The sequence below is a fragment of the Streptomyces sp. NPDC002779 genome (genome assembly GCF_042888685.1).
GTDB lineage: Bacteria > Actinomycetota > Actinomycetes > Streptomycetales > Streptomycetaceae > Streptomyces.
In genome coordinates, this window is record NZ_JBIAQC010000002.1 from 349714 (window position 1) to 376452 (window position 26739).

The window sequence follows — 26739 nt, forward strand, 5'->3', positions numbered from 1 at the left end:
GGGGACTGTCGGCTGACCGAGCCGACTCTGGGTATCCGTCCGTACATGCTCGCTTTGACGACGTACCGCTCGTACCACGGCCCAATGACGATGCTGGCCTTCGTGGTTGCCATCCTCATCGTGGTGGCGGCCGCCTGGTACATCCGCCGTCGAAGGTAGGGGCGCCCGCCGGGAAACCGCGCCCTCATGTCCAGCAGAAAAGCCCTCCCGGAGGGAGGGCGGAGACTGGCGCCCCCGGCAGGACTCGAACCTGCGGCCAAGCGCTTAGAAGGCGCCTGGTGCATTCACTCGTGATCGGTCGCTGACCTGGGCAGCAACCTCTTCTCCTGGCAGTTCGTCACCTGCCGTCGACACGCATTCGACAGGGCCCGAAGTCGGTCTACGGCCGCCGGTAGGCCGAAGGTTCGACACCCGCTTCCGGTTTCCTGCTGAAGGACACGAAGGCGGGGTGCTCAGGATCTCCCACCTGCATGAGGGCGAAGAGGTCAAGGTCGTGGTTCGCGAACCTGTGGAGGTACTGGAGGAACAGCTCCAACTCCTCGTCCGACAGCCGCTCATCGTGCCGCTCGTTTCGCATGACGTCACGATACGAGCTGAGGGGTTACGGCATGAGGCGGCCTTGTCTCGTTAACGGTTGATCGGGATCTCGTAGACGATCTCGCAGTGAGCGGCGGGCACGACGATGTCCGCCGTCTCGACGGGCCGTCCCCCGTCGCTGTAGTACGTCCGCCGGATGTGCGTGACGAGCGCGGCCTTCTGGATGCCGAGTAGTGATGCCTCCTCGGCGGTCGCCTGCCGCGGCTCCGGCTGCTCCACGGCGTGGCCGACGGTGATGCCGATCGCGGCCATGCGGTTCACGACGCCTGCCCCGGCGTGCGGCCCTCCCTCGGGGAGGACCACGAGCGTGCCGGCGGTGAGGTCGTACGGCTCCCAACTCGTCGACAGCTGCACGGGCCTGCCGTCCGCCAGGAACTCGTACGTCGTACGGACGCACGGCTCGCCCTCGGCGATGCCCAGCCGTGCCGCGATCTCCGCTGGCGCAGGCACCTTGGCGTCGGTCCGGCTCTCCCAGTCCCCTTGCCTGCCGACGGACTTCATGTCCGCACGGAAGGGCGATCCGTTGGGCTGCTCGCGCGCCGAGGAACGGACCACCCGCACACGCTGCCGCGGCTCGGCGACGTACGTGCCCGATCCGGCGCGGCCTTCCAACACACCCTGCGAGATCAGCAACTCCTGCGCTCGGCGTACGACGTTCTCGCCCACGCCGCACTCCTCACCGATCTGGGCGCGGGAGGGCAGGCGGTCTCCCGGCTCCCACACGTGCTCCGCGATCCGCCGCCGGAGTTCGTCGGCGATGCGGAGATAGGGCGGCTGCTCAGGCATATGGAAAATCTAGTCCACTAGCTCTAATCTAGTTAACTAGCTTCACTCAAAGTGATCGCTGGTGGACGGAGGCTGCCCTGTGCCCGATTCGGGAGTTAGCGCGGCGGCCCTCGCCGCCCGGCTGTCCGCCCTCGGGCTCCTCACTCGAGTGGAGGAACACCCCCGGCACACGTCGGTCGAAGCGGAGGTGCCGGACACGGTCTCCGCCGAGCTATGGCGGGAGGTCCTGGACGTAGTGGCGGAGGCCGATCGATTCGGACTCCTGGCCACAAGCATGAACGGCCGCACCCTCTGGGCGGTCGTACGCAAAACGGTCCCCACGACGGGCGATGTCGGGGGACCGGGCCATCAGCGATAGGAGCTGAACAGCGTGCTCAACCGTATCCGCCGTGCCGTCTCGCTCACCAGAGAGCGGCACTTCCCCAGGGGCAGGCACCGCCGCCCCTTAGCGACCTCCGGGCCGTCGGCCGCCCCCGCCTCCTCCTTGTCTCCGGACAGGACGACGGCCGTCCGCCGACGCGCCTTCGACGACGTGGACCACCGGCAAATGCTTAGGGGTGAGGACATCGCGCTCGTCCGCCCGTACGTACTGGCCTGGGAAAAACGCGTGAGGACGCGCGAAGTGGTCGTCGCTCCGTATCTGCCGGCCGGTGCGTGGTCGGCCCTGGTGGGGGTCCAGTGATGCCTCCCCGTCGGCAGACCCGCGTCACGGACGCCTCGGTCGTCCCCTACCGATCGACCGCGTGCCGGATCGGCACCCACCACGCCTGCGCGGAGTCCTCTCCGGCCTCGGCGCCGGTCGACCTCCCGGTGGTCTACGAGGCGTGCGACTGCCCGTGCCATTCAATGTCCGGGCAGACGACGCCTTCGGAGGTGCAGCGGTGAGGGAGTGGGCACCCGGCGGCACGCTGGCGTCCAACGTCGAAGTGACCGCGGCCACCGTGCAGCGCGGCGACATCATCCAACTCGGAGGCCGGGCGTGCCGGGTGCAGGACCTCTTCCAGCTTTCCCAGGGCGCGAAGCAAATCCTCTTCGACTCGGGCGAGTTGCTGACCATACACACGCGAACCCGGCTCGTCGCCGTGCGGATCCTGAGAAGGCGGTGACCCGGCCCGTGTCTTCTCGCCATCACGACATTGCCGACGATCTCCGGCACCAGATCACGACCGGCCATCTCAAGCCCGGCGAACGACTCCAGTCCGAGACCGGCTTGGCCGACCGGTACAAGGTCAGCACAGCAACGCTGCGGAGTGCCCTCGCGGTGCTCCAGGGCGAAGGCCTCGTCGAGAAGATCCACGGCAAGGGCAACTTCGTCCGCCGCCCTCTCCGCCGGATCATGTACGTCGGCGGCTGGGGGACGCTGGACCCGTGGACCGCCGCTGAAACGGCCCTACACGTCACCGTTCGCACTGCCACGGTTCAGGCTGACGGACACCTGACAACCCTCCTGAGGGTGCCGACAGGCAGTCCACTCGCGGAGTTCTTCTGCGTCAGCCACGAGGGGGAGTCACCTCACGGACTGGCGCGTATCTACATCCCGCGCGACCTGGCGCCGGCCGGCGTGCTCGACGACGAACCCTCGTGCCCGGAGGCAGCCAAGAGATTCGCCGTACTCGGCCCTCCGCCGGCTGCTGTTCGGGAAACGGTCTGCGCCCGCCCGCCGACGCCGGACGAGTCATCGACCCTGCGAACCAACTCCGTCACGCCAGTTCTGGCGATCACGCGCGTCGCGACCGATTCCACTGGCCGAGTGGTCGAGGCGGCCCTTCTGGTCTTCCCAGGGGATCGAGCCGACGCAGTCTTCAGCACTCACCACACTCTCGACGAGAGGCAGACGGCAGGATGACAGCACGGAACGAACTGCGCCTTCTCCCGTGGTCGGGCCCGGAGGGCAAGCCCTGCTACCTGAGCACGGATGACAAAGGCGGCTACATGTCCCGCCTGGCGGACAACATCGAAGAGGAACAACTCGTCACGGCAGCGGCCCTGTTGGAGCGCGCCTCGGACACCCTCGACGGCCAGGACCCGGACCAGGAGGACCTACGCCGGTTGACCGGGGAACTGACCGGGACCCTTCGGGACGTGCTCCGCGTAGCAACCAGCCGCGGTCACCTCCTGGGGATGAGCGAACCGCACCGCTTCTGAAACAGCGGCCGCAAGCGACGCCTGCCGCCGATGTCCCTCCGCTTCAACCGGGGAGGGGAGCCTGAGCAAGACTCGGCTCCCCTCCGCGCTGCGTTATGCCGGCTACCGCTGAGACTTCGGGCACCGGAGCAGAGAAAGCCGCCCTTCTCCGAAGGCTTGAACCTCAGCCGACGACAGCCAGCCACGACGGCGGGCGCGTCGACCGACCACGCACGCGTGTGCCTTGCCGCACCCCAACTAACCTCAGCCATGCTGCGGTGTCGTTGATCAGGAAGGGAAGCTGTGACGGCCGGTTTAAGCCGCGGTACTGCAACGGCTCCGGAGGGCCCGTGAGTCTCAGGTATTTCACCTGGTTAAAACCTCGCAAGCGCTGTGTAGCCTCCCGGCGGTCCACGAATAGGCCACACGCACCTCACACGGCTTCACGGCACCGTCTATGGTGAAGGCGCTCGCCCCAGTCGGCTCCATGCGGCTGGGTGGCCTGCTGAGAGAGCGACGAAAGACACCCTGACCTCCGAGCTCACGAGAGCCGGAGGTCAAGGGGGGAGCGCGCGGCCTGACCCACTGCTGGTCGTCAGGCCGTCCCCATGTCGCATACCTCTGCTCGGGGGGTGAAACCCGCGGGTCGGCCCCTCGAGCGGTTCGTACAACCTCAATTGCCACGGTAGCACCCAGAGTTGGGTATGGTATGGCAACTGCCCAGCTACCAGGGCCACCAGCCTGCGAGGATGCATGAGTGAGATCGTCAAAGAATATGATGCTTTTCTCGTCCATCAGACTCCAGAGAGTAAGCCTCTAGTTCTTTTTTCAGCCTCCGCAGTGGAAATTGAACAGTGGGCAGGTGTTCCAGAGCGTCGGAAGCTAGCAAATGAAGAGACGGCAGGTTTTCAGCGTCAACAGGATCCCCGGCGCATCACAGAACTGATGAAGTTTTTCGCTGATAGCAATAATGTGGTTCAAAACCCGCTACTCGGTGCCCTTCAGGACAATCAGAGAGTTCAATTCTCTCGAACCTCACCCGGTTCGCCGTTCGGTCGGCTCAGCATTACTCACGAGGACTACTCATCGTTGTCGATGATGACGATGCTGAAGCGGATCGTAGCGCATCTTGAATCACGAGTAAGCAGTCTTGGGGATGACGTAGTAGACGAGGCGCGCGTCGCTTCCATCATGCGCTTGGAGATGCTGGAAGCGGAACCAGATAGCGAAAATAATGATCGCGACATCGATGATTCAGACTCAGACAGCAACGAAAATCTAGGCTCGGATGAGTCGACTATAGATGACGCTGAAGCCACAGCGTCTGTGATGCTCGCAGAGGAAACACACCTGGTTGACTTCTATACTGAGCTGCGCGCCCGCATCCGTGTACTAGAGCAGCGAGGTGCCGAGGACGCTGAGGAAATTCAGGGATTCACGAAGTCGGCACTTCTCGCCTACTTGAAGCCTGTCGTTCTTGTTGATGGGCAGCACAGACTACGAGGAGCTGTCGAGTCTGCCCGTCAAAGCATTAAGAGCAATGATGGGAAGGCGAAGATCCTTGATGCGGTGAAAGGTGGAGCTTCGCCTGAACTAGCCGCAGAAAAATTGATCGAAAGTCAGTCTCGCCGGCTTCCGGTTTCATTGCTGATGGATGATAGTCCGAGCGAGCATGTATTTCAGTTTGTGGTCGTTAATCAAAAGGCGACCCCGATGGGTAAGGCGCTACTTGGGACCATTGTTTCGACAAGCCTAAGCCGAACTGAGCTATCTGCAGTTGCAGATCGTCTTCGCCGTGCCGGGATTAAGCTAGAGGATTCTCAATCCGTAGCATATTTGACCCGTTCAGAGGACAGTCCATTTCGAGGTCTCGTGCAGACAGGGATGGCTGGCGATCGCGCCGACCTCCTGCAGTGGACGGTCCTGCGTGGTCTTGTTTCGATTTTTCGTGAGCTGCGGGGTGGACGCCCCTTTAACCAGAAGATCGACTATGCGCGCGCCTGGAAGATGGAGTACTTCCCCCAGTGCGGCCTTGTGGGTCCAGGCACAGATGAGGAGAGGTTTGAGGAGTGGTCGCGTCCCGATGGCCCGTGGCGGGACATCTTCGTTAGGTTCTTCTCGCGCGTGCGAGACCATTTTGGTGACCCAATCGAAGCTGAAACCTATAATGGTTGGGGAAGTACAGCTGTAAGTAACCTATTCAATAAAGTCTCACTCACTATCCTTGCTGCCGACTACTTCGACTTTCTCTACACGCAGTCGGAGTCGCTAGCAGATCTGGATGACTTCGAGCGGACTATTAATGACTGGCTTAAGGGTGGCCGAGTGAGCTCCTCGTACTTCAATCGAGATTGGAGGCTTGAGAACGTCAAGAAAGATCAATTGGCTGTAAAAAGGCTTTGGGCGCAAAACTGGCAAGAGTATCGAAAAGTACCCGCAAGCGGACTTCCCAAGAAATTTAAGCCGTAGCCCCCAGTATGGACACTCACGGGATCAGCAAATTCTACAAGGTACTCGCGGATACGCTACCCACTCGATGGACAGAAAGCGGACTCCGAGAGGTAGCAGGCCTCAGCGCCCCTTCTGGAATTCTGGGCAAAAATGAGTGGCTTCTGAAAGCCGACTATGCCATCACAGTCGGTCGTTGGTTCCTGGAGGGGCTGGTCGACTTGGCCAGACACGTGGAATCTGGAAGTAATATCGGTCATGTTTATGTAGAGATTTTTGCCCAGCTGCGAATGCTCGCTCAGCATGCGCCCGAGGATGAAGTTGAACTTGCGGCTACTCAACTTGCAGATTTTGCGTGGCGCGAGATAGAAGCCCGCAGAGGGGTAGGGCGCGAGCGGATAAGCGCGGCCTTGAAGCAAGCAGTGTGGTTTAACAGTGCCCCAGATCAAAGGTGTTATCTGTGTGGGTACCAGTTCACGCAGCATGCGCGAGATCTTTTCCTTCGTCGAACGCAACAGGAGATGATGCCGCTGACTTTGGTTGACTTCACTCGCCCTAGAGGGCTGAATGCGAGGCATCTTCGCATTGAGCTGGACCATAAAATTCCGGTTGCGGAGGGTGGGGCGACGGATGAGGATAACCTTTACCTAGCTTGCGGATGGTGTAATCTCACCAAGAGCAAACTGTGGAGTGTGTACGATGCTAAAGCGTGGGCGGCAGGGGTTGTAAAGCATCCAGATCCTAAGATTGGTGCGATTACACTTCCGCAACCCCTTTGGATCCTGCGTGTGATTGCTGCTCGCGGGCGTTGTGAAGCGGCAGCGACATGCCCAGCGCGTCTGGACAACAGTGAACTCTTTGTAGCACCGTTTAGCGTCGGGGGAGCGCTAACGCCAACTAATCTGATGGTTGTTTGCGGTCGGCACGACCCCTGGGTTTCTAGTCGATTCATCGCGCCTTCGTTCTTACCTAACAGGAAGTAGCCGATAGCTTGGCCGGTTTGCTGTAAAGCTCCGGTTAAGGTAGGCAGGCCGTGGTCAGCGGGTCGGCGTCCAGCGACGCCAACAAATATGCCGTGCAGGCCACTCCACCATGTTCGGTAGGTTCGCCAGGCATCGTCTCTCATCCTTCACCTGGAGATGAGGAAGCGTCCAGCCTCTATCCGGCGGCCACACGTGACGGTGATCTGCTGGGACTGGGGCATGTCCGCCGTTGCGTAGGCGTGCAGAGCTGACGTCTTCTACCCTGCTGATCGGTGTCGTTACCTAAACGCAGGTGTCTGATATGCAGCAAATCTGGGGTAGTGAGCGTCGCCGGACGGCGATCGGGCGTATGGCCTTGTCGGTGCCCGCGCGTCAGGCTTTTGCGGATCGCCAGTTGGTACCCGAGCGGACGATCCTCGACTACGGCTGTGGCCGTGGCGACGATGTCCGAGCGTTGCAGCAGCTGGACTGCCAAGTGACGGGTTGGGATCCGTATTACCGCTCCGATACCCAACTGGTTGCCAGCGATGTGGTGTTGCTGACCTACGTGCTGAACGTCATCGAGGATCCGGTCGAGCGTCGGCAGACCTTGGAGCAGGCATGGGGGCTGACGTCGACACTGCTGGTTGTCTCAGCGCGGCTGACATGGGAGAAGTCGAAGGTTCGCGGGCAGGAGTTCGGCGACGGGTTGCTGACGAGTCGGCAGACTTTCCAGCATCTCTATGCCGCGAGTGAGCTGCGGGAGTACGTGGAGCAGGTGACCGGTGCGCGGGTGGTAGCAGCAGCGCCCGGGGTTGTGTATGCGTTCCGAGACGAGGGTGCCCGTCTGAGCTATCTGGCGTACCGCGTGATCCCGGATGCCGAGTGGCTTGCCTCCGAGAACACTGCCTCGGCGGTGAGTGCCGTTGTGGACTTCTTTGAGCGCCGGGGGCGTCCGCCGCGGATTGAGGAGATGCCGCGGACCGTTGCGGAGCTGCTGGCCCACCTGCGGCCTGGTGAGGTCAAGAGGTTGGTACAGGAAGGAGCTAGACCTGAGCGTGCTACTGCCGGGGCTAAACGATCGACGTTGAACACGTTGCTCTATTTGGCTGTGGAACTGTTTAACGGCCGTGGGCCGTTCGCGAGTCTGCCGGTGAGCTTGCAGCAGGACGTGCGTACGTTCTTTAGTTCCTATAAGGAAGCGTGTCAGCGCGCTGATCGATTGCTGCTCAAGCTTCGCGACGACGGTTATGTACGCAATGCCATGAACGCCTCTATTGCAGGCAAGATGACACCGACAGCGCTATATGTGCATCGACGTACGCTGGAGCGGATCCCGACGGTCTTGCGTTTGTACGAGCACTGCGCATCGATCGCTGCTGGCCGCCCGGAGCAGTGGACGGTGGCAAAGCTCAAGCATCAGGGGCGGGCGGTGTCATGGCTGGACTACCCAGACTTTGACAAAGACCCGCATCCGCGGATCCGGTCTTCCTACGTAGTGGATCTGCAAACGCTCCAGGCGTCCCATCTCTCCTACGAGGGCTCGGCCAACCGCCCTCTGCTTCACCGCAAGCACGAGTTTCTGGCGCCGGATGATCCGGACGTGCCGCGATATCGCCGGTTGACCGAGTCTGAGATGCGGGCCGGGTTGTACGAACGGCCGCACCTGATCGGGACCGAGAACGGCTGGGAGGCTGAGCTCGTCAGATGTGGCCGGCAGCTGCGCGGGCACCGGCTGGTGCGTCGGGCCGAGGCTTAGGGCTGATTAGCTTTCCTGGGGCTGCATGTGGGCGATGGTTTCGGCAATGGGCAGCGGATCAAAATCTCTCGTTTGCGGAGGGAACCAGGAAAACCGCAACCCGTTTGCGGCCACGTCGTCGGGAAGGCCCATCGCCTGGAGTACGTGGCTAGGGGTATAGGAGGCGCTGGTGCACGCCGATCCTGTTGCAATGGCGATCTGGTCCTTGAGCCGGACGATTAGCGCTTCAGCGTTGAGCTGGTCGAAAGAGACGTTGAGGATGTGCGGCACGGTATGCGTCTGGTCGCCGTTGATCCTGAAGCGTGTCTTGCCGAGCGCTTTCAAGATCTGCTCTCGCATCGCTCGCGCGTCGCGCTCCCAGTTGTCCCGGCTCTCGTGGAAGATCTTCGCAGCCTCGTGGAGGCCCATGATCAGCGGGACGGGCAGGGTGCCGGGGCGGAGCTTCCTCTCCTGACCACCGCCGAACATGATCGGTTCCAGCGGCGCCTTGTCCCAGCCGCGGCGTCGTGTGATGAGTGCGCCGACACCCATCGGGGCGCCGATCTTGTGGCCGCTGATGCTGATCAGGTCGATCGGCGCGGACAGATCGCCAGCGATCTTGCCGTATCCCTGGGCGGCGTCCACGTGCAAGTAAGTCGAGGTGGCCCGCAGGCGCTCGGCCAGCTCGGCGACCGGCTGGATGACACCAGTCTCGTTATTGACGTGCATCAGGGACACCGCGAGCGTGTCGGGGCGCAGGCACTCCATGACCTGCTCGACGCTGATACGACCGGACGCGCCCGGCTCGAGAACGTCCACATTGAAGCCGCGGGTCTCTGCGAGGTGCAACAGGGGCTCGAGGACGGCCTTGTGCTCGATGGCGGAGGTGATGATGTGCTTCCTGCCGGTCTGCTCACCGTGTGGGGCGAGGCCGAGCAGGGCGATGTTGTTGGACTCCGTTGCCCCGCTGGTGAAGATCACTTCTTCGGTCTTCGCACCCACAGTGCCCGCGAGATAGGAGCGGGCTTGCTGGACAGCCTTCTTGGCACGGGCGCCGTATTCATGTGTGCGGCTGCCGGCGTTGCCGAAGTCCTCGGTCATCCAGTGCAAGACGACCTCGGCGACCCGAGGATCCACCCGTGTCGTTGCCGCAACATCCAGATACGCCACCACGGCGCTCACCCGCCTCTTTGCCCGCTTCCGCAACAGCTCGTACGTCAACTAATTAACGTACATGCTGCAACCGCCGCAGCATCCAACAGTGCAACGGCAGTGCTTGTTCCCGCATGCTTCTCGGGTAGCGGGTGCATGGCTGGGTGAGCGGGGGTACGTCACTTCGCGCACCTGGGTACGTTGAGTCGATGGCTGCGTACGTTTCTCAGGAGACGTACGTACACGCTAGAGTGCACCAGTGCAGACTGAAGCGGCGAGCAAGGCTGCGGGGCGGGCTGTCTCGCGAACGTCTAATGGCTTTGAATACACCTTCCCGGCGATCCGCGGGGTGCAGGCGGGGCGGGAGTTCTACGCGTCGATGTGTCCGCTGCGACTCATCCCGAAGATCTTCCTCTTCGACGAAGATGATCTATCTGCCGAACTGAGAGCCCAGCGCGTCCTGAACAAGGGGCGCCTGCCGGCGCTCGCCCGCTACATCCTGGACAACCCCGAGGACTATGTCTTCAGCGCCCTGACTGCTTCTGTGGACGGGGACATGGTCTTCGAGTGTGAGGGCGCAGAAGGCGCCGCCCACCGTACCGGGCAACTGCGTATCCCGATGGACGCACGCTTCCTCATCAACGACGGGCAGCACCGTCGCGCCGCCATCGAGATGGCTTTGAAGGAAAGCCCTGACCTGGGGGATGAGACCATCGCCGTGGTCTTCTTCCACGACACCGGACTCGCCCGGTCCCAGCAGATGTTCGCCGACCTCAATCGGCATGCCGTCCGCCCCGCGCGCTCCATCGGTGTCCTGTACGACCACCGGGACGTCAACGCACAGATCACCCGGTCTCTCGCCGAACGTTCGGCTATCTTCAAGGGCTTCGTGGAGATGGAAAAAAGCACCCTTTCCGCCCGGTCCCGCAAACTCTTCACCTTGAGTGCCTTGTACTTCGGTAACCAGTCCCTCCTCCAGGGCCTCGATCTGAAGCAGGAAGAGGCGGCTGGGCTGACGCAGGAGTTCTGGGGAGCTATGGACACAGCACTGCCCGAGTGGGCGATGGTGCGTGACAAGCACCTGTCCGCTCAGGAGATGCGCAGAGACTTCATTCACAGCCATGGGATCGCCCTGCATGCACTCGGCCGCATCGGCAACTCGCTCCTGCGAGATTCCAGCAAGGCGTCCTCATGGAAGAAGAGGGTGGTTCCGCTGAAACAAGTGGACTGGAGCCGGGCCAACGCCGATTGGGAGGGACGCGCTATCGTCGGCGGCCGCGTTTCCAAAAGCCATCAGAACGTGACACTTACCGTTAATTATCTGCGTAAGCATCTGGGCTTGGAGCTGAGCCCAGAGGAACAGCGCGTGGAAGACGCATACCTGCGAGGCGAGGCATGACCACCATCCCCCTCAACCTCGGGCTCACCCCCGTACGTCGCAAGCCGTTCGACGGACGCTCCTTGGAGGAGGTCGTCACTGAACTGACCGAGGAGATCCGGGAGCTCTACACTGCCGATCAGGTGCCCTGGGTCATCGGCTACAGCGGCGGCAAGGATTCCACCGCCGTCCTGCAGTTGGTGTGGATGGCCCTGAAGGACCTGCCCGCCGAGCAGCGCACCAAGACCGTGCACGTCATCTCCACCGACACGCTGGTAGAAAACCCGGTTGTTGCCGCGTGGGTATCCGCCTCCCTGGGCACCATGCAGGATGCGGCACAGGCACAAGACCTCCCGATCGAGCCGCACCGCCTCACGCCGGAGATAAAGGACACCTTCTGGGTGAATCTGATCGGCCGAGGCTACCCTGCCCCGCGCCCGAAGTTCCGCTGGTGCACCGAGCGCTTGAAGATCAAGCCGTCGAACACCTTCATCCGAAGCGTGGTCGCCGCCCACGGTGAGGCAATCATGGTCTTGGGCATCCGTAAGGCGGAGAGTCAAGCCCGTGCCCGCGCGATGGAAAAGCACGAGAAGCGACGTGTCCGCGATCGTCTCTCACCCAACGCCAACCTGCCCAACTCCCTCGTCTACAGCCCCGTTGAGGCCTGGACCAACGACGACGTGTGGGAGTTCCTGATGCAAAAGCCCAATCCCTGGGGCTACAACAATCAGGACCTGCTCACCATGTACCAGGGCGCCTCCGGTGACGGCGAATGCCCGCTGGTGGTCGACTCCAGCACTCCCTCCTGCGGCTCCAGCCGCTTCGGCTGCTGGACATGCACCCTGGTCGAAGAGGACAAGTCCATGTCCGCGATGATCCAGAACGACGAGGAAAAGGAGTGGATGCTCCCCCTGCTGGAGCTGCGTAACAAGCTCGACGCGCCCTTCGGCCACTACGAGGAAGGCGACCCCGACCTCCCGCCTGGCCGCAAGGCACCCTTCCCACGCCCGGACAAGCCGGCCCGCGACTTTCGCCGGATGAACGGCAAGGTCATGCTGTTCAACGACGGCGCCATCCATGGCCCCTACCTGCAGTCCTACCGGCAGGAGTGGCTGGAGGAACTACTCAAGGCCCAAACCTGGATCCGTGCCCACGCCCCCGAACATGTGCAAAATATCGAACTGATCACGCTCGATGAACTGCACGAAATCCGCCGGATCTGGGTGTTCGACAAGCACGAGGTCGAAGACAGCCTGCCGCGGATCTACCAAGAAACCACTGGCGAGCCCTTCCCCGGTGGCCCGCTCGATGAGCAGCTCGTCATGGGCTCCGACGAGATGGACGTCCTCAAGCAGGTGTGCGAGGGAGACGACCTCCACTACGACATGGTCCGTGAACTCCTCGCCGTCGAACGGAAATACCGCACCATGGCCCGCCGCTCCGGGCTGTTCCAGGCGCTCGAGCAGGCTGTGCAAAAGGGCTACTACGAAAACCACGAAGACGCCGTGGAATTCGCCACGCGTAAGAAGAAGTGGCGCGACGAAATCGCCGAGAACCTGACCTTCGACGACGAAAACGAACTCGATGCTCCTGCGTAAGATCACCCTCGAAGAATTCGGGGCCTACCGCGGAAAGCAGTCTCTCGACCTCACCCCCAAGAAGAACAAGCCGATCATTTTGATCGGCGGCCTGAACGGGTGCGGTAAGACGACTCTGCTCGATGCCATCCAGCTGGCGCTCTACGGCAACCGCGCCCGCTGCAGCGGCCGAGGTACCAAGGCGTACGAGACGTACCTGCGAGAGAGCATCAACCGCAAGGCGGACCCCAGCCGCGGTTCCGCCATCACCCTCGAGTTCACCGTCATGGCTGGCGGGAACGAGCATTACTACCGTGTCGTCCGCAGCTGGCACATCGGCGGTAAGACCCTCAAAGAGTTTCTCAACGTCTACGTCGACGAGACGTACGGCGAGAGGGTGAAGACACAACGCAACGTCGTACCGGAGAGCAAGTTCAACCGGCTACTCAGCGAAGGCTGGGCCGACCACGTTGAGTCCCTGCTGCCCCTGGAGATCGCCTCACTCGCCTTCTTCGACGGCGAGAAGATCGAATCGTTGGCCAACCCTGAACGAGCAGCGTCGGTCATTAAGTCGGCTGTGAACTCCCTGCTGGGTGTCAGCACCGTCCAGCAGCTGCGCACCGACCTTCTGGCGCTGCAGCGGCGCCAAAAGCTCTCCGACGAGGAACAGCACCTCCTGGACAACATCCGTGCCCAGGAAGCCGAACGCGACGCCGTGCTGGCTCAGTACGACATCGCACATCAGGAACTCGCCCAATCTCGAACCGAGGTCGGCAAGGCACAGCGCAAGCTGGAAAGTCTGGAGAAGGCGTTCGCCGACGAAGGCGGCGACCTGTTCACCCGGCGCTTGGAGCTGGAGAACGACAAAAAGCAGACCACCGCCCAGCTGGCTCAAGTCCGTACGGAGCTCACACACCTCGCCAGCGGACCCCTGCCACTGCTGATGGTCAAGCCGCTCCTGGACGACGTACGTCGTCAGGCCAACAACGAGCAGGAAGCCCAGCAGTCCGCCCAAGTCCTTGAGGTCCTGGAAGAACGCGACCGGTGGCTGCTGGACCTGCTCCCCGACGCGGCCCGTGGCGAGGTCCTCCAGCGACTGGAGGGCGACCGTGCCGAGCGCGCCGCCCGCACGCAGCTGCCCGTGGATCTACGCCTGCCGCACGACGCACTCGCCCAGCTTTCCGTCCTTGATGAACTGCTCAAGCGGGACACCGAACGCTCCGCACAACTGCTTGAGCGAGCAGCTGAACTGGCCGAGGAACTGGACCAGGTGGACCGGCAGCTTGCCGGCGTTCCCGCCCAGGACAAGGTGGAAGCCCTCCAGGTGGCCCGGGACGAGCAGATCGTGGAGGCCACCCGACGCGAGGCTGTCCGCGACCGAGCCATGACCAAGGTGGAGGATCTCAAGCGGCGCCGTGAGCACGTCACCACGCTGCTGGAGCGTGCTCACAAAGAGTTCGTCAGCACCAAGGTCAAGGCGGAGGAAGTCGAGCGGATCATCAAGTACTCCGAAAAGGCCCGCGACACGCTCGAGCGCTTTGGTTCCGCGCTCCTCAAGCGGCACATCAGCCGGCTCGAGGTGGCTGTCCTGCAGAGCTTCAAAGCCCTCATGCGCAAACAGACTCTCGTGCACGACCTGCGCATCGATACCGATGAGTTCACCCTCACTCTCACCGATGCCGACGGCGAGCCCTTGGACCCGGCACGCTTGAGTGCAGGTGAGCGCCAACTCCTGGCTGTCTCGCTGCTGTGGGGGCTGATGAGGGTCGCCGGCAACCGACTGCCCAGCGTCATCGACACGCCTCTGGGCCGACTTGATAGCCGCCACCGCGAACACCTCGTGGACCGATATTTCCCCAACGCCAGCGACCAGGTCCTGCTGCTGTCCACGGATGAAGAGATTGACGAGTACCTGCTGGGCCGCCTGAAGAAGTCCATCGCCCACACCTACACACTCGTCCACGACGACACCGAGTTCACCACCGCCGTCGTCGAAGGCTACTGGTGGAGTGCAGGAGCCCAGCATGTCGGTTGACCATGTCCGCCTGTCCCAGCCAGCCAAGGACCGGCTGAGCTATCTCAAGCGCACCACCGGCATCACTCAGTGGAACGTGCTGTGCCGCTGGGCCTTGCTGCTGTCGCTGAAGGATCCCTCCACCCCGCTGGTGAAGGACATTGTCACCGACTCCAACGTCGAGATGAGCTGGAGGACTTTCGCTGGCCAGTACGGCGACCTCTACCTAGCCCTGCTCAAGCAGCGCTGCGTCGCTATCGGTGATGAGCCCAATGACGAGAACATCCAGCGAGTGCTGACCGTCCACGTGCACCGCGGCATCGGCTACCTCGGCGCCGACAAGCAGATGGCCACAATCGAAGGGCTAGTTGCCGCCGTCGTACCCGCTTGAAGTACCCGCGACTGATCCCCCAGGCAGACCGTCCTGGGGGTTCGGTGTATCTGGGGATGGCAGGGGGCTATGACTGTGGCGGCAGCCTTACATCTCTAGGGGCAGGCCAGCCCCGGGCGGCGGGCGTCGCCTGGAGTGTCAGACGATGGGCAAGCGCTCCCACCTTGCGCCCGATAGCCTTGGCGAATCGTCCAGTTACATTGATTTCTCCCGCGCAGCCCGCGGACCATGCCGTTGCCGGCGCGCTGCTCCCACGTGGACTCATGTGATCATTCCGCGAAAGCTGCATCCAGCAGGCACTTCTGAGGACGGGCGGGGTGAAGTGCCCGGGGCGGGCGACAGGTGTGCGAGCTGCATGGTGATGCGACAGGCGAACTAACTAAGCCTCAGGCGGATAGGCGCCCCTAGATTTGTGCCGATGGGTGGCTGCCGTTCCTGCAGGTGGCATGCGTCGACTGAGTTGGAGGGTCGCTGGCGCTGTCCATGTGGCGATGGGCGTTGTCCGTGGTCCGGGGGTGTCAAGCTGGACCGCAGACCGGTATCTAAGGGCAACCTTCCGGGAGACCCGTGTGTCAGGGTGATCGTCTACGCTAATTTTTCACAAACGGCTGAAGGAGCACCTGTCGGGGGCGCTGTCGTGTCCGGGGGAGGTGCGGCTCTGCAAGGCGTTTGTCACGGCGGCAGGCTGAGAACCATGGCAGTTCAGTTATCGCTGGGAGCGAGGCGAGGACGTGGAGTATGAGCAGGCTGTCGTCGACGTGGACGCGGCTCCTGCCGGGACCGTGCGCCTGGCGACGGCACAGGCATGGGCTCGGATCCTCGTAGCCGTTGATTCCCCTAATGACCTCGGCACACTGTTGGGGCGCTCGGTGGCCACAGATGGTGACGTCGACGCCTGCTGCCGTACCCAGCGAGCGCGTAACTTGCTACGAAAAAACCATCTAGGGCGGCTCGATCGGCTGTTGGGGATCACGATCACTGATTTGCGGAACCTACGGCAGTGCGGGAGGGAGAGCGCCGTAGACATTCTGGCCGCGTTGCTGCTGACATTGGTTGGCGATTCAGGTATGCAACCGAACAGGTCCGATGTCCCGTTGCCGGGGATGGACGCCCTTCTGGATCCACCCGAGCCTGAGAAGTCTCATGACGACAGCACAGACCACGAGACTGTGAAGGATCCCCTGCTCGACCTTCTAAAGGGGATGTGATGACCGACGACTTGCCGTCCTGGGAACCTAGATGGAAGCGCCGGTACAACTCGCCGCCGGACGACCTGATCAGAGACTTTTATGTACCGGCCTTCGCCCGGTCGCGTAACTACGACCGCGCCGTCGGGTTCTTCTCGGCGGGCCTCCTGGCGGCAGTTGCGCCCTCACTCGACAGGTTTGTTCTCAACGGCGGCATGATGCGTCTCATCACGTCCCCTGCTCACCTTGGTGACGAAGAGCTGGAAGCGATGGGCAAGGGCGAGGACCTCAAGAGCCATATCAAGGAGGGCCTTCGCCGCGCCATCATGCAGCCGATCCCCAGCCCTGTGCTGGCGGACCGGCTGAAGCTGCTGACGTGGATGGTCGCTACTGGCCGGCTGGATGTCCGTATCGCACTGCGGGAGCACACCCACAGTTACGCACTGTTCCATGAGAAGATCGGGGTCTTCTCTGACCACGATGGCAACTGGATGACGTTCACCGGCAGTCCGAACGAAACTATTGGTGGGGCCAGGCTTCATTCGGAGTCGTTTCCGCTGCACCGCAGCTGGGTGAACGAGGAGCAGCGTGAGTATGCCCATGAAGAGCGGGATCGGTTCGAACAACTATGGGGCGAGCGCGTTGACGGCATAGCTTTGTGGCGGGTGAATGACTGGATCGAAAATCCGATGCGGTCCAGTTTTGGCATTCGCGAGCCGTCCGCAACGGGGACATTAGCCGAAATTGACCAACCGAGCTCGCCGATCGCGCCGGTTTTGGATGAGGCGTCACTTGTCCCGGCGCTTCCTGACGACCTCAAACTACACGAGTACCAGCAAGATGCGGTGAACAACTGGCTCCGGGCTGACGGCCGTGGCGTTTTCGCTATGGCGACAGGCACTGGGAAGACCATCACCGCACTGACCGCTGCTACGCAAGCTTCCGTGCACTCCGCCCATGCCAACCAGCCATTGCTCGTGCTGGTGATCGTGCCATTGGTCGACCTCGTAGAGCAATGGCGCAGGGAGGCCGAGAGGTTCGGCTTTCGCCCCGCGGTCTGTCACGGCACCCTCAGCACCAAACAGAGGGAGCATCTGAAAGCCGTTTTCTCGGCAGCCCGATCAAGCCAAGGGCGGCGCGCTGAGATGGTAATCACCACAGCCGGCAGCCTCACCCCACGGGGGGAAGCCATCGCTGATTCCGAGCATTTCGTACAGCGACAGTTGGCCCGTCATCGTGGCCGGATGATGGTCATCGGGGATGAAATGCACTCGCTGGGCACGCAGCCACGCCTGGACGCACTGCCTTCGAAGCCCACGTTCACCCTGGGGTTGTCCGCGACCCCCAAGCGGCACGGTGACGACGAGGGTACCCAAGCTCTCCTAGGCTACTTCGGCGACCCTGTGGTGTCGATCAGCATCAAGCAAGCGATCTATCAGCACAACGCACTTGTGCCATATGACTACTTGCCTCACCCGATCGAGCTGACCGATGACGAGGCCAAGCGGTATCGGCAGATCTCCCAACGGATCGCAGCGGCGTTCGCCAGGAAAGATGAGCAGGCGGCAGAGGCTCAAATCCGGGCGCGTACCAGGCTAACCCAGCACGCTGCTGGCAAGCACAATCGGCTGCATCAGCTGATGGCGAGCGGCCTGAAGGACCAGACGCACCAAATTATCTACGTCGCTGAAGGCAAAGACCCGGAGACTGACTTCCCCGCGCTCGAGAGGACCGAGAAGATGCTTCGCGAGGAGTTCGGTATGCGGGTCGAGCGCTATTACGGTGAGACTGACAGGATCCGTCGTGAGGTCCTTCAGGATCGCCTGGCCAGTGGGGATATCCACGCACTACTGGCTATGAAATGCCTCGACGAGGGAGTTGACATCCCGTCTGCACGCATTGGCGTCATCACTGCGTCGACCCAGAACCCCCGGCAGTTCGTACAGCGTCGTGGGCGACTGTTGCGGCGCGACCCGCGCAACCCGAAGTCGCATGCTGTGATCCATGACTTCATCGTCATGCCGCCGCGACCTGCCGGAGAGCCCTCTGACTCGGAAAAGAGGCTTATCGGGGCCGAGTTGTCCCGTGCCGTCGAACTTGCCGAAGCAGCAAGAAATCGCGAGGCACTGCTGACCATCATCGAGTGGGCATACGAATACGGCCTACGCCCCGCTGATCAACCCTGGATGAACATGGCTGAGGGCGACGACATGGAGGAATGGGTCTGATGAACCCGTTTGAAGAACAAATGCAGGCATTTGCCGACAAGTTGAGCCCAGAGGCGAAGGCGGTGGTCAGTCATGTACTTAAGGCGGAACATGGGCGGCGGTTTTCTGATGACCGCAGTGACCTACCCGACGAATTCGCTACCAGTGCTCTCCAAATGGTAATGGCTAAGGAGGGTCGTAAATGAAGTTCATGACTTTGACCATGCGCAACTGGCGGTCTTTCCACGGTGACCATCGAGTCGAGTTTTCAGTCGATCCTCGCAAGCCTGTGACTCTAATTTTGGGTCCCAATGGTGCCGGCAAGACGGCGCTGCTCAATGCGTTCACGTGGGCTCTATACGGAGAATTCACCGACGGGTTCGCGCAGCCAGGCCAGCTAGTCAACGTCGACGCCGTGGAGATGGACCCGTCTGCTGAGACCTGGGTAGAGCTTACGCTGGTTCACGAGAAAGATGAGTTTCGCGTCCGGCGGGTTACCGATGCGCGTAGGCAGTCCGCTCGCGAATATGATCTAACAGTTACCAAGAATGGTGAGCGTGCAGTCGAGGATGACATCTACAAAATTCTCCCAAAAGCACTCAAAGACTTGTTCTTCTTTCCGGCTGAGACTTTCAGTACCGCGAACGTTTTGGAGGGGAATAGGCCAGGCGAAGGATCCTCTCTAAATATCGGCCAGGCGATCAGGTCCTTGTTGGCTGGGGATATTTACGACCGGGCTACCGAAGACCTTCGCAAGGCAATAGAGAGCGAGGCTCTAAAGCCGCCTAAGAACTACAGCGACAACACCGTCGAGGACGCCCGCCGGAAGTATGAACAGGCTCAGGAGGAGCTGAACTCTGCGGAGAGTCGTCGTGACGACCTCCCAGGGCTGCTAGCGGATGCCAGGGACAAAGCCAGTAAAGCCAAAAAGGAAGCTGAGAGGTACAACCCGGAGGAGATCAGAAGATGGGAGCTGGAGTACGGACGGCTGACGGGATGTGTGCGGCAGGCAGAAGACGCAACCCAACGAGCGCATGAGCTTTATGTCACCCTTGCCCGCAAGGCTCATCTCCATTTTGCTCAGAGTGCAGTCCACTCCGCGATCTCTCAGCTCGACCTGGCTGAGAAGGCCGGCTTGATGCCTCCACGTATCCATGAGTCTGTGCTCGACAAGACGTTGAAGGAATGCCGCTGCACTCTCTGCGGTGAGCCTCTCTCCAAGGAGGCGAACGACCGCATCAAGACATTGCGGGCGCACGTCGCCGACGCACGGGTCGCTGTTCGGGGAATGGAGACTCGCTCCCTGCTCGTGCGGCACGTCACTCAGAGAGACACTGAGGTCGCGGGTCTACGCAAGGACGTCGCCTCACTCGCGGCAGACCTCGGAGCCGCTGGCCCGCAACAGGACGCGGACATGAGAATGCTCCAGGCAGTGTTGCGGACATGTGTCGACGTGGCCGACCGGCTGCTTACTAAGGCAATGCGTGAACTCAAAGACTTCACTGATGCCCACAACATCGAACGGATCCCAGTAGGGCAAAGCCCTGTTGAGATCGCCATGGTGAGGCAGAAGACCGTGGACATGCTCATTGCCGAAGTTAAAGGGATCGAAGCTGATATCGAGGAGCTGTCCGCCAAAGCCCGGGAATCGCTGGCAGACTACACCAGGAAGTCCTCGAAATCTGAGGGGCACAAGCGCAAGACAGCCGCTATCAAGATTCTCCGCGAGGTTAAAGACTTCTTCGACGCGGCTCGGAAAGGTCTGAATAGATTTGGTCGAGAAGACTTCGAACAGGCAATCAATGTCACCTACTCGGACCTGATTGCCAAGCCGTATCAAATCCATGTCGGCGAGGACTTTGGCATTACGGTGCGATTTCCAGGTAGAGAGGAGGAAATTCCGCTTTCCCAGTCAGAGAAGGTGCTGGTCTTGATTGCTTTCCTCGGAGCCATCGCCAGGCTCGCTCCGCTTTACGAGGAGATCGCCCGAAATCAGCAACAACTAAAGCGCACAGGCGGCGTCGCGACATCCCGGAGTCAGGGCTTCCCTGTCGTCCTCGACTCGCCGACGAGTCCACTGGACGATGAGTACGAGGCCGATGTGGTGAACGCGCTCCCTAAGTTGCTGCCACAAGTCGTAGTGATCGTTTCCGCGAAATCCGTGGCTGTGTGGGAGGGGATCGCCGACAGCGTTGGGAGCGCCAATATTATGGAGCTGACCTCGCGCAGCTCTAGTAACAGAAAAGTTCGATGGAATGGAAAAGACCACATCTACAGTGCTCAAGATGATGGTGTGGCCCATGCTAGAACCCGCATGACCAGTATCGGCTGAAGGACGGCATATGGCGAACGTCAATATCTATCCGGTTCATAAGGATATCCTTGATTCGCTTGTCACGTCAGGCAAAGCGAAATCAGTTGCGGCGAGCACCAAGACCGGTCCGTTTACGGAGATGCGTGACGCGTACGTATTTGCTGCTTCGCTGGCGATGGCTCTGAATCAGCCCACACCGATGGAGAAGATGCCTACCTCGAAGAAGGAGGTGCTCCCCATTCAGGATCGGGTCTTTCTCGGTGCTGATGGCGCTCACGAGATCACTGCTGCGGTGGCCCTAACCAGTGCTGCTCCTGACCAAGCCATCGAGGACTCCCTGAGATCCCAACTAGATCTCCTAGCCAGCGAGAACCTGGTCGAACAGCTGGCCCTACTCGACCGCTACGCGCACGCAGGATTCGAATGGCTCCTGAATCACCGCCAGGACGAGAGCAGTATCCGCGATCTTGTCATGTCCGCTATTGACACAGTGGAGTGTGCGAAGAGAGAGATTGGGGACGAGTCGGCGGTGCAGGACCCGCTATTGGGTCTCCTTGAAATGATCATCAAGTGACTCGCCAGCGGTACTAGAGTCTCAGATCTTCGTAGCGTGATCGAACCTAGCCAGCGGGTGGTGGCCAGGAGTGTCAGCAGAGGTGTGAAGGTTGGCGTAGCGACTTTGGCCGGGAGCTGCGTTGGCGCGAGTGATCATGGCCCCGTAAGCTTCCGGCGAGTCGGGCAGTCTGTGGACCTGCCCGGTAAAGCACGACGTTGGGGCCATGATCTTCGAGGCTCGCGCCAAAGTGGCTGGCTAAAGTCGCGGAGCCGACCGCCCCAGCGGGGTTCTCCCCCTCATGGTCGCAGTTGCCGTCTGGCCGGCGGCCTGGTGCGGGATCAGCGGGCCGTACGAACGCCCGCGCATCTGGCAGCGTCGGCCCGCATGCCACCGCTACCACGATCCGGCCTCTTTCGGGAACACACAGCGTCTTTGACCTGCACCGTTGGAGATCACGGTTCGTCCCCGTGCCCGTGTTGGAATGTGGCCGCTGTGTGCGGCGACGGGTGGGCGGCGACGTGCGGCCGGTGGCGGAGACATTGAGGCGGCGCGGCGGCGACCGGCCGTCGCCGCCGCGCTTGGTGCGGCCCTCGGTTGATCCGACCTACTTATGTAGGCAACCGGGTGGAAGGGACGCGGCGTGGCCCAGGAAGCGGGGCGTTGAGGTCCGGCCGCAGTTGTGTTTTCCCCTCCTGAGGCCGGATCGTGGTGGCGGTGGCATGCGGGCCGTTGATGCGCTTGGGCGGAGTGTGCGGCGGGCGGGTTGGCGATGATCGATGAGCGCCGTTGACCGCCGGACGAGCGAGCGCAGCGAGCCTTGATGAAGTAGGGAAAGTCTTATCCCTCGGTCGGGTGGCGCTCTCGTTGGTACTCATCGAACAGGCTGAAGAACAGCTCAACCGGGGCCACGTTGGCCTCTTGAGCCTCACGTTCGATCTCGACCGCCCAACCAAGAGAGCTGTGACGGCCGAGCCGCTGCCACAGCCACTCGGCGAAGGGGCCTTGAGCCCCAGGGCTCCAGAAGGCGAAGTCTTCCTCGACGCCATGCACGGCCATCGCGGCTCGGTAGCCGATGAGCATGGAGTCCAAGTGCTGGATGGAGCCGCTGCGCAGCCACATACCGGGGCGAAGGCGTATCTCATCGAGGAACTCATTGACGGTGGACAGCTCCGTGAGGTGCCTCGGTTGCCGACGTACGTTGTCCGCTTCTGTCATCGGTTGAGCAGCTGCTTGCCGTCGTGGCTTCGCACGTGGGGGCCGTTGCCGTCCAAGGCGTCCAGAAGTCTGATGGCGAAGGCCTCGGACATGCGCTCGCTGACCTCGTTGGGTGTGAGCCATGAGACCGCCGTGGACTCGCTGGAGGTGCGTTCGGTGCCGCCTGAGGGCTTGCAGCGGAAGACCAGGGCGATGACGCCGCGGGTCATGTTCTTGTAGACGCCCGTGAGTTCGTCCACCTCGATGTGGATGCCTGTCTCCTCCAGGACCTCGCGAGCGACACCGGCTTCGGGGGTCTCGTCGAGTTCGAGGATGCCGCCGGGGAGTTCCCAGGTGCCGTTGTCGGCTCGGCGGATCGCCAGGAGGCGGCCGTCCTCGCGCACCACCACTCCGGCTACGGACACGGAGTGCAGGGGAGGCGGTGTCGCTTCCTGTGGTTGACTCATGTAGAGGAGCTTAGGAGGCAGAGAAGGACTATGGGAACTGCTGCTGGAGGGGGCACGGCCGGTCCTCGGTACGTGCAGATCGCGGAAGAGATCGTGCAGCAGATCCGGGCGGGGGTTCTGAAGCCCGGTGACATGGTGCCGAGTGAATCTGAGCTGGTGGATCGCTACGGCGTGTCTGGCGGGACGATCCGTAAGGCCATGGCCGAGGTGCGGGCGAGTGGACTCGTCGAGACCCGGCACGGCAAGGGCTCGATCGTGAAGAACCGGCCTCCTGTGCGGCACCGTTCCTCCGATCGCTTCCGGCGCTCGCTTCGGCAGGGAGGGCAGGCCGCCTACCTTGCGGAGTCGGCGCAGTCCGGTGCCACGGCAAAGGTGAGCGTCCTCTACATCGGGCCCATGGAGGCTCCTGAGGATGCCGCCCAACGGCTGGGTGTTCCTGCCGGCGCGCAGGTGCTGGCCCGTCGGCGCCTCTACTTCCGCAACGGGGTTCCGGTCGAGACCACCACGTCCTACCTGCCGTGGGACGTCGTGAAGGAGATCCCGGAGCTGTTCGCCGAGAACCCCGGCGGCGGCGGTATCTACGCCCGACTCGAAGACCATGGACATGAGTTCGCTGAGTTCGTCGAGACGCTGCAGGCGCGGCCGGCCTCGAAGTCGGAAGCCTCGGAGCTGGCACTGAGCCCGGGTGCTGCCGTGGTTCACCTGATCCGGGAAGCGCGTACGACCGCGGGCCTCGTGGTCGAGGTGTGCGACACGCTCATGGCCGCTGACCAGTTCGTTTTCGAGTACCGCATCCCTGCCGACGACTGACGCCCGCTCAACTCTCCGCAGTCCGTCGCGAGTTCCTCTTCGCGGCGGGTTGACTCATGTACAGGAGTGGTGCACTCTTCTTCCTGTCACTCATGTACATGAGTGGCGGAGTCCAGCATCTATAGAGGAGTGCTCTGCTATGCGTCAGATCCCTGTCGACACTTCCGCCGCGATCGTGATGGTCGCCAAGACCCCGCAGCCCAAGGTGAAGGACCGCCGTACCGGCGAGATCGCCATGGACATCGAGTCCGGTTCGAAGCTGATGACGGTCGACGTGATGTTCGCGGCCAACGAAGAGGTGGAGATCCTGTCCATCACCGTCCCGGAGCCCGGGATCAGCGGTGAGCTGGCCATGGGCACGCCGGTCGCGCTCACCGGCCTGATCGCCCGGCCGTGGGAGAACGACTTCAACGGCCAGAAGCGGCACGGAATCGCGTTCCGCGCGGTCGCGGTCACCTCGCTCGCCAACGCCGCCGCAGGGCCGAAGGCGGCCTGATCATGACCGGCTTCACGGTCGCTCTGGTGCTGGTCGTCGCCGCCGCAGGTCTCCTGCGGTGGCGGCGCCCCGCCTGGTACTGGCTGGTCTTCGGGGTCACCCTGGCCACGGTGAGGGTCCTGGTCCGGTACGGCTCCGTCATGGACGCGTGCGGGCTGACCGTGCCGCCCGCGCGATGGCGGCTCGCCCTGGCACGGGCCACCAACCGCCCGATGCCGGAGTCCCGTCCGCCGCGCATCCTGCGGCTGCGGCCGACTCGCACCGGCCTCGTCCTGCGGCTCAAGCTGCGCCCCGGCCAGGACGCCTTCGATATCGCCGCAGCCTCGGACAGGCTCCGGCACTCGTTCTCGATGTATGGCGTCACCTCGCGTGAGCTGCGGTCCGGCGTCATAGAAGTGCGGATGACCGGCTACGACGTGCTGAAGCGGGTGCAGATGCCCGCCGCGACCGAGACCCGGCCCATGCGGGTACCCGTCGCCCTGCGACAGGACGGCTCGGTGCACTACCGCGACTACCGGGCGATACCCCACGCCCTCACCCTCGGCGCCACGGAATCCGGCAAGTCTGTCTACCAGCGCAACCTGGTCGCCGGACTCGCCCCGATGGATGTCGCTCTCGTCGGCATCGACTGCAAGCAAGGGGTCGAACTGTTCCCGCTGGGCCGCAGGTTCTCCGCGCTGGCCGACAACCCCGACACCGCCGCCGAACTGCTCGATGCGCTCGTGGGCCGGATGGCGGACGTCTATCAGCTCATCCGTGCCCAGCAACGGATCACCGTCGACGTACCGGACGCGGAGATCGCCGCCGACATCTGGGATCTGCCCGACGGATTGCGTCCGACTCCGGTCGTCGTCCTGGTCGACGAGGTTGCCGAACTCGCCCTGTACGCCAGCAAGGAGGAGGAGAAGCGGCGGGACCGGATCATCACCGCGCTGGTCCGCCTCGCCCAGCTCGGCCGCGCGGCCGGCATCTACCTGGAGATCTGCGGGCAGCGCTTCGGCTCGGAACTCGGCAAAGGCATCACCATGCTCCGCGCCCAGCTCACCGGACGTACCGCCCACCGTGTCAACGACGAGACCTCCGCCAACATGGCCTTCGGCGACATCTCCCCGGACGCCGTCCTCGCCGCCATCCAGATCCCGGCCGAGATGCGGGGGATCGCCATCGCGGGCGACTCCTCCGGAGGCTGGCACCGCATCCGCGCCCCGCACACCTCACTCCGCCAGGCCGTGAACCTCTGCAACCGGCACGCCGACCGGACCCCGGACCTGCCCGAGCTGGCGCCGTTCCGGCCGGCCCTCCCCGGATCCGCCGCTGCACTCGTGCCGTCGGCCAAGCTTTCTCCGGCCACCGCCTGATCTCTCGCTCGTCCCATCGGTCGGCGTGACCGTCTTCGCGCCAAGTCCCTACCTCCGCCATGCCTGATGAAGGGAGAACTCGGTATGTGCCCGAACTGCGAGGACTTCGCCCGGACCGTGCTCCTCCTCGGCCAACTCGCCTTGTACGCCGACATGGGCGGCGCCGACCTCGATTTCGTGGAGGCGGTCAGCACGTCCCTCGCCGTCTCGTTGCCCGAGCCGCCGCCCGGGACGTTCCCGTCCGGTTACGACTCGGAGGACGGTCCGATCCACCCGGATGAGGACTCCTAATGGGCGCCCTTCACGGTCTCCGTGTCGACGCGGTGCTGATTCAGGCCGTGATCGCCGGTGCCCTGTCCTTCGCCCACCTGCACGACCTGGCCGCCGCTGCCGGACAGGACGGCTGGAAGGCCTGGGCCTACCCGATCAGCGTCGACCTGCTCCTGGTCGCCGCCTGGCGGCGCCTGCGCAGCGAAGGTCCGTCCCGGCTGGCCTGGTGCTGGTTCCTCATCGCCCTGTTCACCTCGCTCGGCGCCAATGTCGCCACCGCCGGATTCCTCGACCTGGCCGACCCGCCCGCCCTGCTCCGTCTCGGCATCGCCGGGTGGCCCGCGGTCGCCTTCCTTGGTGGAACGCTCCTCGCTCACTCGTCGGCTGCGAAGCCGGAGTCGGAGCCGAAGCCGGTTCCGCCGGCACCCGTCGCGGAGACCCCGGACGCCGATCCCCGGCTACCAGAAGCAGCCGTTCCCGAGCCTGACGCGGTCCAGGACCCGGCCCCGGTCTCGGACCCAGCCCCAGCCCCGCTCTCGACTCCCGCCTCGACACCCGCGCCGCCGGTCCCCGCCGTCCTCGTCGACCACGCCCGCAAAGTCGCTGACGAGTACCGCGCCCGCACCGGCGCTCCGATCGACACCGACACCCTGCGTTCCCGCCTCGGCGTCCCGCCCCACCTCGCCGACGCCATCGCTGCCCACCTCGCCTGA

The 26739-nt window shown here is 62.8% G+C and carries 26 protein-coding genes and 1 tRNA gene; 21 read left to right on the forward strand and 6 right to left on the reverse strand.

Features of this window, described 5'->3' with window-relative positions; genetic code table 11:
- Window positions 1-226: 226 nt before the first annotated feature.
- The 3 genes from ACFYW5_RS07230 to ACFYW5_RS07240 all read right to left on the reverse strand — a co-directional run bounded on the left by ACFYW5_RS07230 (window position 227) and on the right by ACFYW5_RS07240 (window position 1383).
- Window positions 227-312 (reverse strand) — tRNA-Arg (locus tag ACFYW5_RS07230).
- 67 nt (window positions 313-379) lie between these two features.
- Entirely contained in the window at window positions 380-577 is a 198-nt protein-coding gene (locus ACFYW5_RS07235; protein WP_215205254.1) for a hypothetical protein, read from the reverse strand.
- Window positions 578-627: 50 nt separating this feature from the next.
- Window positions 628-1383 (reverse strand): GntR family transcriptional regulator, encoded by a 756-nt coding sequence (locus ACFYW5_RS07240; RefSeq protein WP_389415957.1) that lies wholly within the window; start codon window positions 1381-1383, stop codon window positions 628-630.
- 79 nt (window positions 1384-1462) lie between these two features.
- Here ACFYW5_RS07240 and ACFYW5_RS07245 point away from each other — a divergent pair, with 79 nt between their 5' ends.
- The 8 genes from ACFYW5_RS07245 to ACFYW5_RS07280 all read left to right on the forward strand — a co-directional run bounded on the left by ACFYW5_RS07245 (window position 1463) and on the right by ACFYW5_RS07280 (window position 8676).
- Window positions 1463-1741, forward strand: coding sequence for a hypothetical protein (locus ACFYW5_RS07245; protein WP_389415958.1), 279 nt, complete (start codon window positions 1463-1465; stop codon window positions 1739-1741).
- Between the two features lie 12 nt (window positions 1742-1753).
- Complete coding sequence (locus ACFYW5_RS07250) at window positions 1754-2065, forward strand: hypothetical protein (RefSeq protein ID WP_389415959.1); 312 nt, start codon at window positions 1754-1756, stop codon at window positions 2063-2065.
- A gap of 199 nt (window positions 2066-2264) precedes the next feature.
- The gene (locus ACFYW5_RS07255) at window positions 2265-2489 is read left to right on the forward strand and encodes a hypothetical protein (RefSeq protein ID WP_389416426.1); all 225 of its coding nucleotides are present in this window, start codon (window positions 2265-2267) and stop codon (window positions 2487-2489) included.
- Complete coding sequence (locus ACFYW5_RS07260; RefSeq protein WP_389415960.1) at window positions 2486-3229, forward strand: GntR family transcriptional regulator; 744 nt, start codon at window positions 2486-2488, stop codon at window positions 3227-3229. The genes ACFYW5_RS07255 and ACFYW5_RS07260 overlap by 4 nt, the downstream gene beginning before the upstream one ends.
- Window positions 3226-3528: a hypothetical protein gene (locus tag ACFYW5_RS07265; RefSeq protein ID WP_389415961.1), complete on the forward strand. Its 303-nt coding sequence runs from the start codon at window positions 3226-3228 to the stop codon at window positions 3526-3528. Before ACFYW5_RS07260 ends, ACFYW5_RS07265 begins: the two co-directional genes overlap by 4 nt.
- A gap of 732 nt (window positions 3529-4260) precedes the next feature.
- The gene (locus ACFYW5_RS07270) at window positions 4261-5976 is read left to right on the forward strand and encodes a hypothetical protein (protein WP_389415962.1); all 1716 of its coding nucleotides are present in this window, start codon (window positions 4261-4263) and stop codon (window positions 5974-5976) included.
- A gap of 503 nt (window positions 5977-6479) precedes the next feature.
- Entirely contained in the window at window positions 6480-6938 is a 459-nt protein-coding gene (locus ACFYW5_RS07275; protein WP_389416427.1) for an HNH endonuclease signature motif containing protein, read from the forward strand.
- A gap of 301 nt (window positions 6939-7239) precedes the next feature.
- Window positions 7240-8676, forward strand: a complete 1437-nt coding sequence (locus ACFYW5_RS07280) for a DNA phosphorothioation-associated putative methyltransferase (RefSeq protein WP_389415963.1) — start codon at window positions 7240-7242, stop codon at window positions 8674-8676.
- A gap of 6 nt (window positions 8677-8682) precedes the next feature.
- Here the strand turns inward: ACFYW5_RS07280 and dndA are convergent, their stop codons facing one another.
- Window positions 8683-9837: a cysteine desulfurase DndA gene (gene dndA, locus ACFYW5_RS07285; RefSeq protein ID WP_389416428.1), complete on the reverse strand. Its 1155-nt coding sequence runs from the start codon at window positions 9835-9837 to the stop codon at window positions 8683-8685.
- A gap of 229 nt (window positions 9838-10066) precedes the next feature.
- On the opposite strand from dndA, the gene dndB reads away from it, so the two are divergent.
- The 8 genes from dndB (at window position 10067) to ACFYW5_RS07325 (ending at window position 21449) form a co-directional block, all read left to right on the forward strand.
- The gene (dndB, locus tag ACFYW5_RS07290; RefSeq protein WP_389415964.1) at window positions 10067-11206 is read left to right on the forward strand and encodes a DNA sulfur modification protein DndB; all 1140 of its coding nucleotides are present in this window, start codon (window positions 10067-10069) and stop codon (window positions 11204-11206) included.
- Window positions 11203-12783 carry a DNA phosphorothioation system sulfurtransferase DndC gene (gene dndC / locus ACFYW5_RS07295; RefSeq protein WP_389415965.1) on the forward strand — a complete coding sequence of 527 codons (1581 nt, stop codon included), beginning with the start codon at window positions 11203-11205 and terminating at the stop codon, window positions 12781-12783. The genes dndB and dndC overlap by 4 nt, the downstream gene beginning before the upstream one ends.
- On the forward strand, window positions 12770-14797 hold the full coding sequence (gene dndD / locus ACFYW5_RS07300; RefSeq protein WP_389415966.1) for a DNA sulfur modification protein DndD: 2028 nt from the start codon (window positions 12770-12772) through the stop codon (window positions 14795-14797). Before dndC ends, dndD begins: the two co-directional genes overlap by 14 nt.
- Window positions 14787-15167: a DNA sulfur modification protein DndE gene (gene dndE, locus ACFYW5_RS07305; RefSeq protein ID WP_389415967.1), complete on the forward strand. Its 381-nt coding sequence runs from the start codon at window positions 14787-14789 to the stop codon at window positions 15165-15167. Before dndD ends, dndE begins: the two co-directional genes overlap by 11 nt.
- Before the next feature lie 1207 nt (window positions 15168-16374).
- Window positions 16375-18582 (forward strand): DEAD/DEAH box helicase family protein, encoded by a 2208-nt coding sequence (locus tag ACFYW5_RS07310; protein ID WP_389415968.1) that lies wholly within the window; start codon window positions 16375-16377, stop codon window positions 18580-18582.
- Window positions 18582-18767, forward strand: a complete 186-nt coding sequence (locus ACFYW5_RS07315) for a hypothetical protein (RefSeq protein WP_389415969.1) — start codon at window positions 18582-18584, stop codon at window positions 18765-18767. Before ACFYW5_RS07310 ends, ACFYW5_RS07315 begins: the two co-directional genes overlap by 1 nt.
- Entirely contained in the window at window positions 18764-20893 is a 2130-nt protein-coding gene (locus ACFYW5_RS07320) for an AAA family ATPase (RefSeq protein ID WP_389415970.1), read from the forward strand. Before ACFYW5_RS07315 ends, ACFYW5_RS07320 begins: the two co-directional genes overlap by 4 nt.
- Window positions 20894-20903: 10 nt before the next feature.
- Window positions 20904-21449: a hypothetical protein gene (locus ACFYW5_RS07325; protein WP_389415971.1), complete on the forward strand. Its 546-nt coding sequence runs from the start codon at window positions 20904-20906 to the stop codon at window positions 21447-21449.
- 819 nt (window positions 21450-22268) lie between these two features.
- On the opposite strand, the gene ACFYW5_RS07330 is transcribed toward ACFYW5_RS07325, so the two are convergent.
- Entirely contained in the window at window positions 22269-22646 is a 378-nt protein-coding gene (locus ACFYW5_RS07330; RefSeq protein ID WP_389415972.1) for a hypothetical protein, read from the reverse strand.
- On the reverse strand, window positions 22643-23092 hold the full coding sequence (locus tag ACFYW5_RS07335) for an NUDIX hydrolase (protein ID WP_389415973.1): 450 nt from the start codon (window positions 23090-23092) through the stop codon (window positions 22643-22645). The genes ACFYW5_RS07330 and ACFYW5_RS07335 overlap by 4 nt, the downstream gene beginning before the upstream one ends.
- A gap of 30 nt (window positions 23093-23122) precedes the next feature.
- On the opposite strand from ACFYW5_RS07335, the gene ACFYW5_RS07340 reads away from it, so the two are divergent.
- The 5 genes from ACFYW5_RS07340 to ACFYW5_RS07360 all read left to right on the forward strand — a co-directional run bounded on the left by ACFYW5_RS07340 (window position 23123) and on the right by ACFYW5_RS07360 (window position 26739).
- A complete protein-coding gene (locus tag ACFYW5_RS07340; protein ID WP_389415974.1) occupies window positions 23123-23902 on the forward strand; it encodes a GntR family transcriptional regulator in 780 nt (259 codons plus the stop codon).
- Between the two features lie 139 nt (window positions 23903-24041).
- Entirely contained in the window at window positions 24042-24398 is a 357-nt protein-coding gene (locus ACFYW5_RS07345; RefSeq protein ID WP_237310263.1) for a hypothetical protein, read from the forward strand.
- A gap of 2 nt (window positions 24399-24400) precedes the next feature.
- A complete protein-coding gene (locus tag ACFYW5_RS07350) occupies window positions 24401-25756 on the forward strand; it encodes an FtsK/SpoIIIE domain-containing protein (RefSeq protein ID WP_389415975.1) in 1356 nt (451 codons plus the stop codon).
- 84 nt (window positions 25757-25840) lie between these two features.
- A complete protein-coding gene (locus ACFYW5_RS07355; RefSeq protein ID WP_389415976.1) occupies window positions 25841-26047 on the forward strand; it encodes a hypothetical protein in 207 nt (68 codons plus the stop codon).
- Window positions 26047-26739: a DUF2637 domain-containing protein gene (locus tag ACFYW5_RS07360; protein WP_389415977.1), complete on the forward strand. Its 693-nt coding sequence runs from the start codon at window positions 26047-26049 to the stop codon at window positions 26737-26739. Before ACFYW5_RS07355 ends, ACFYW5_RS07360 begins: the two co-directional genes overlap by 1 nt.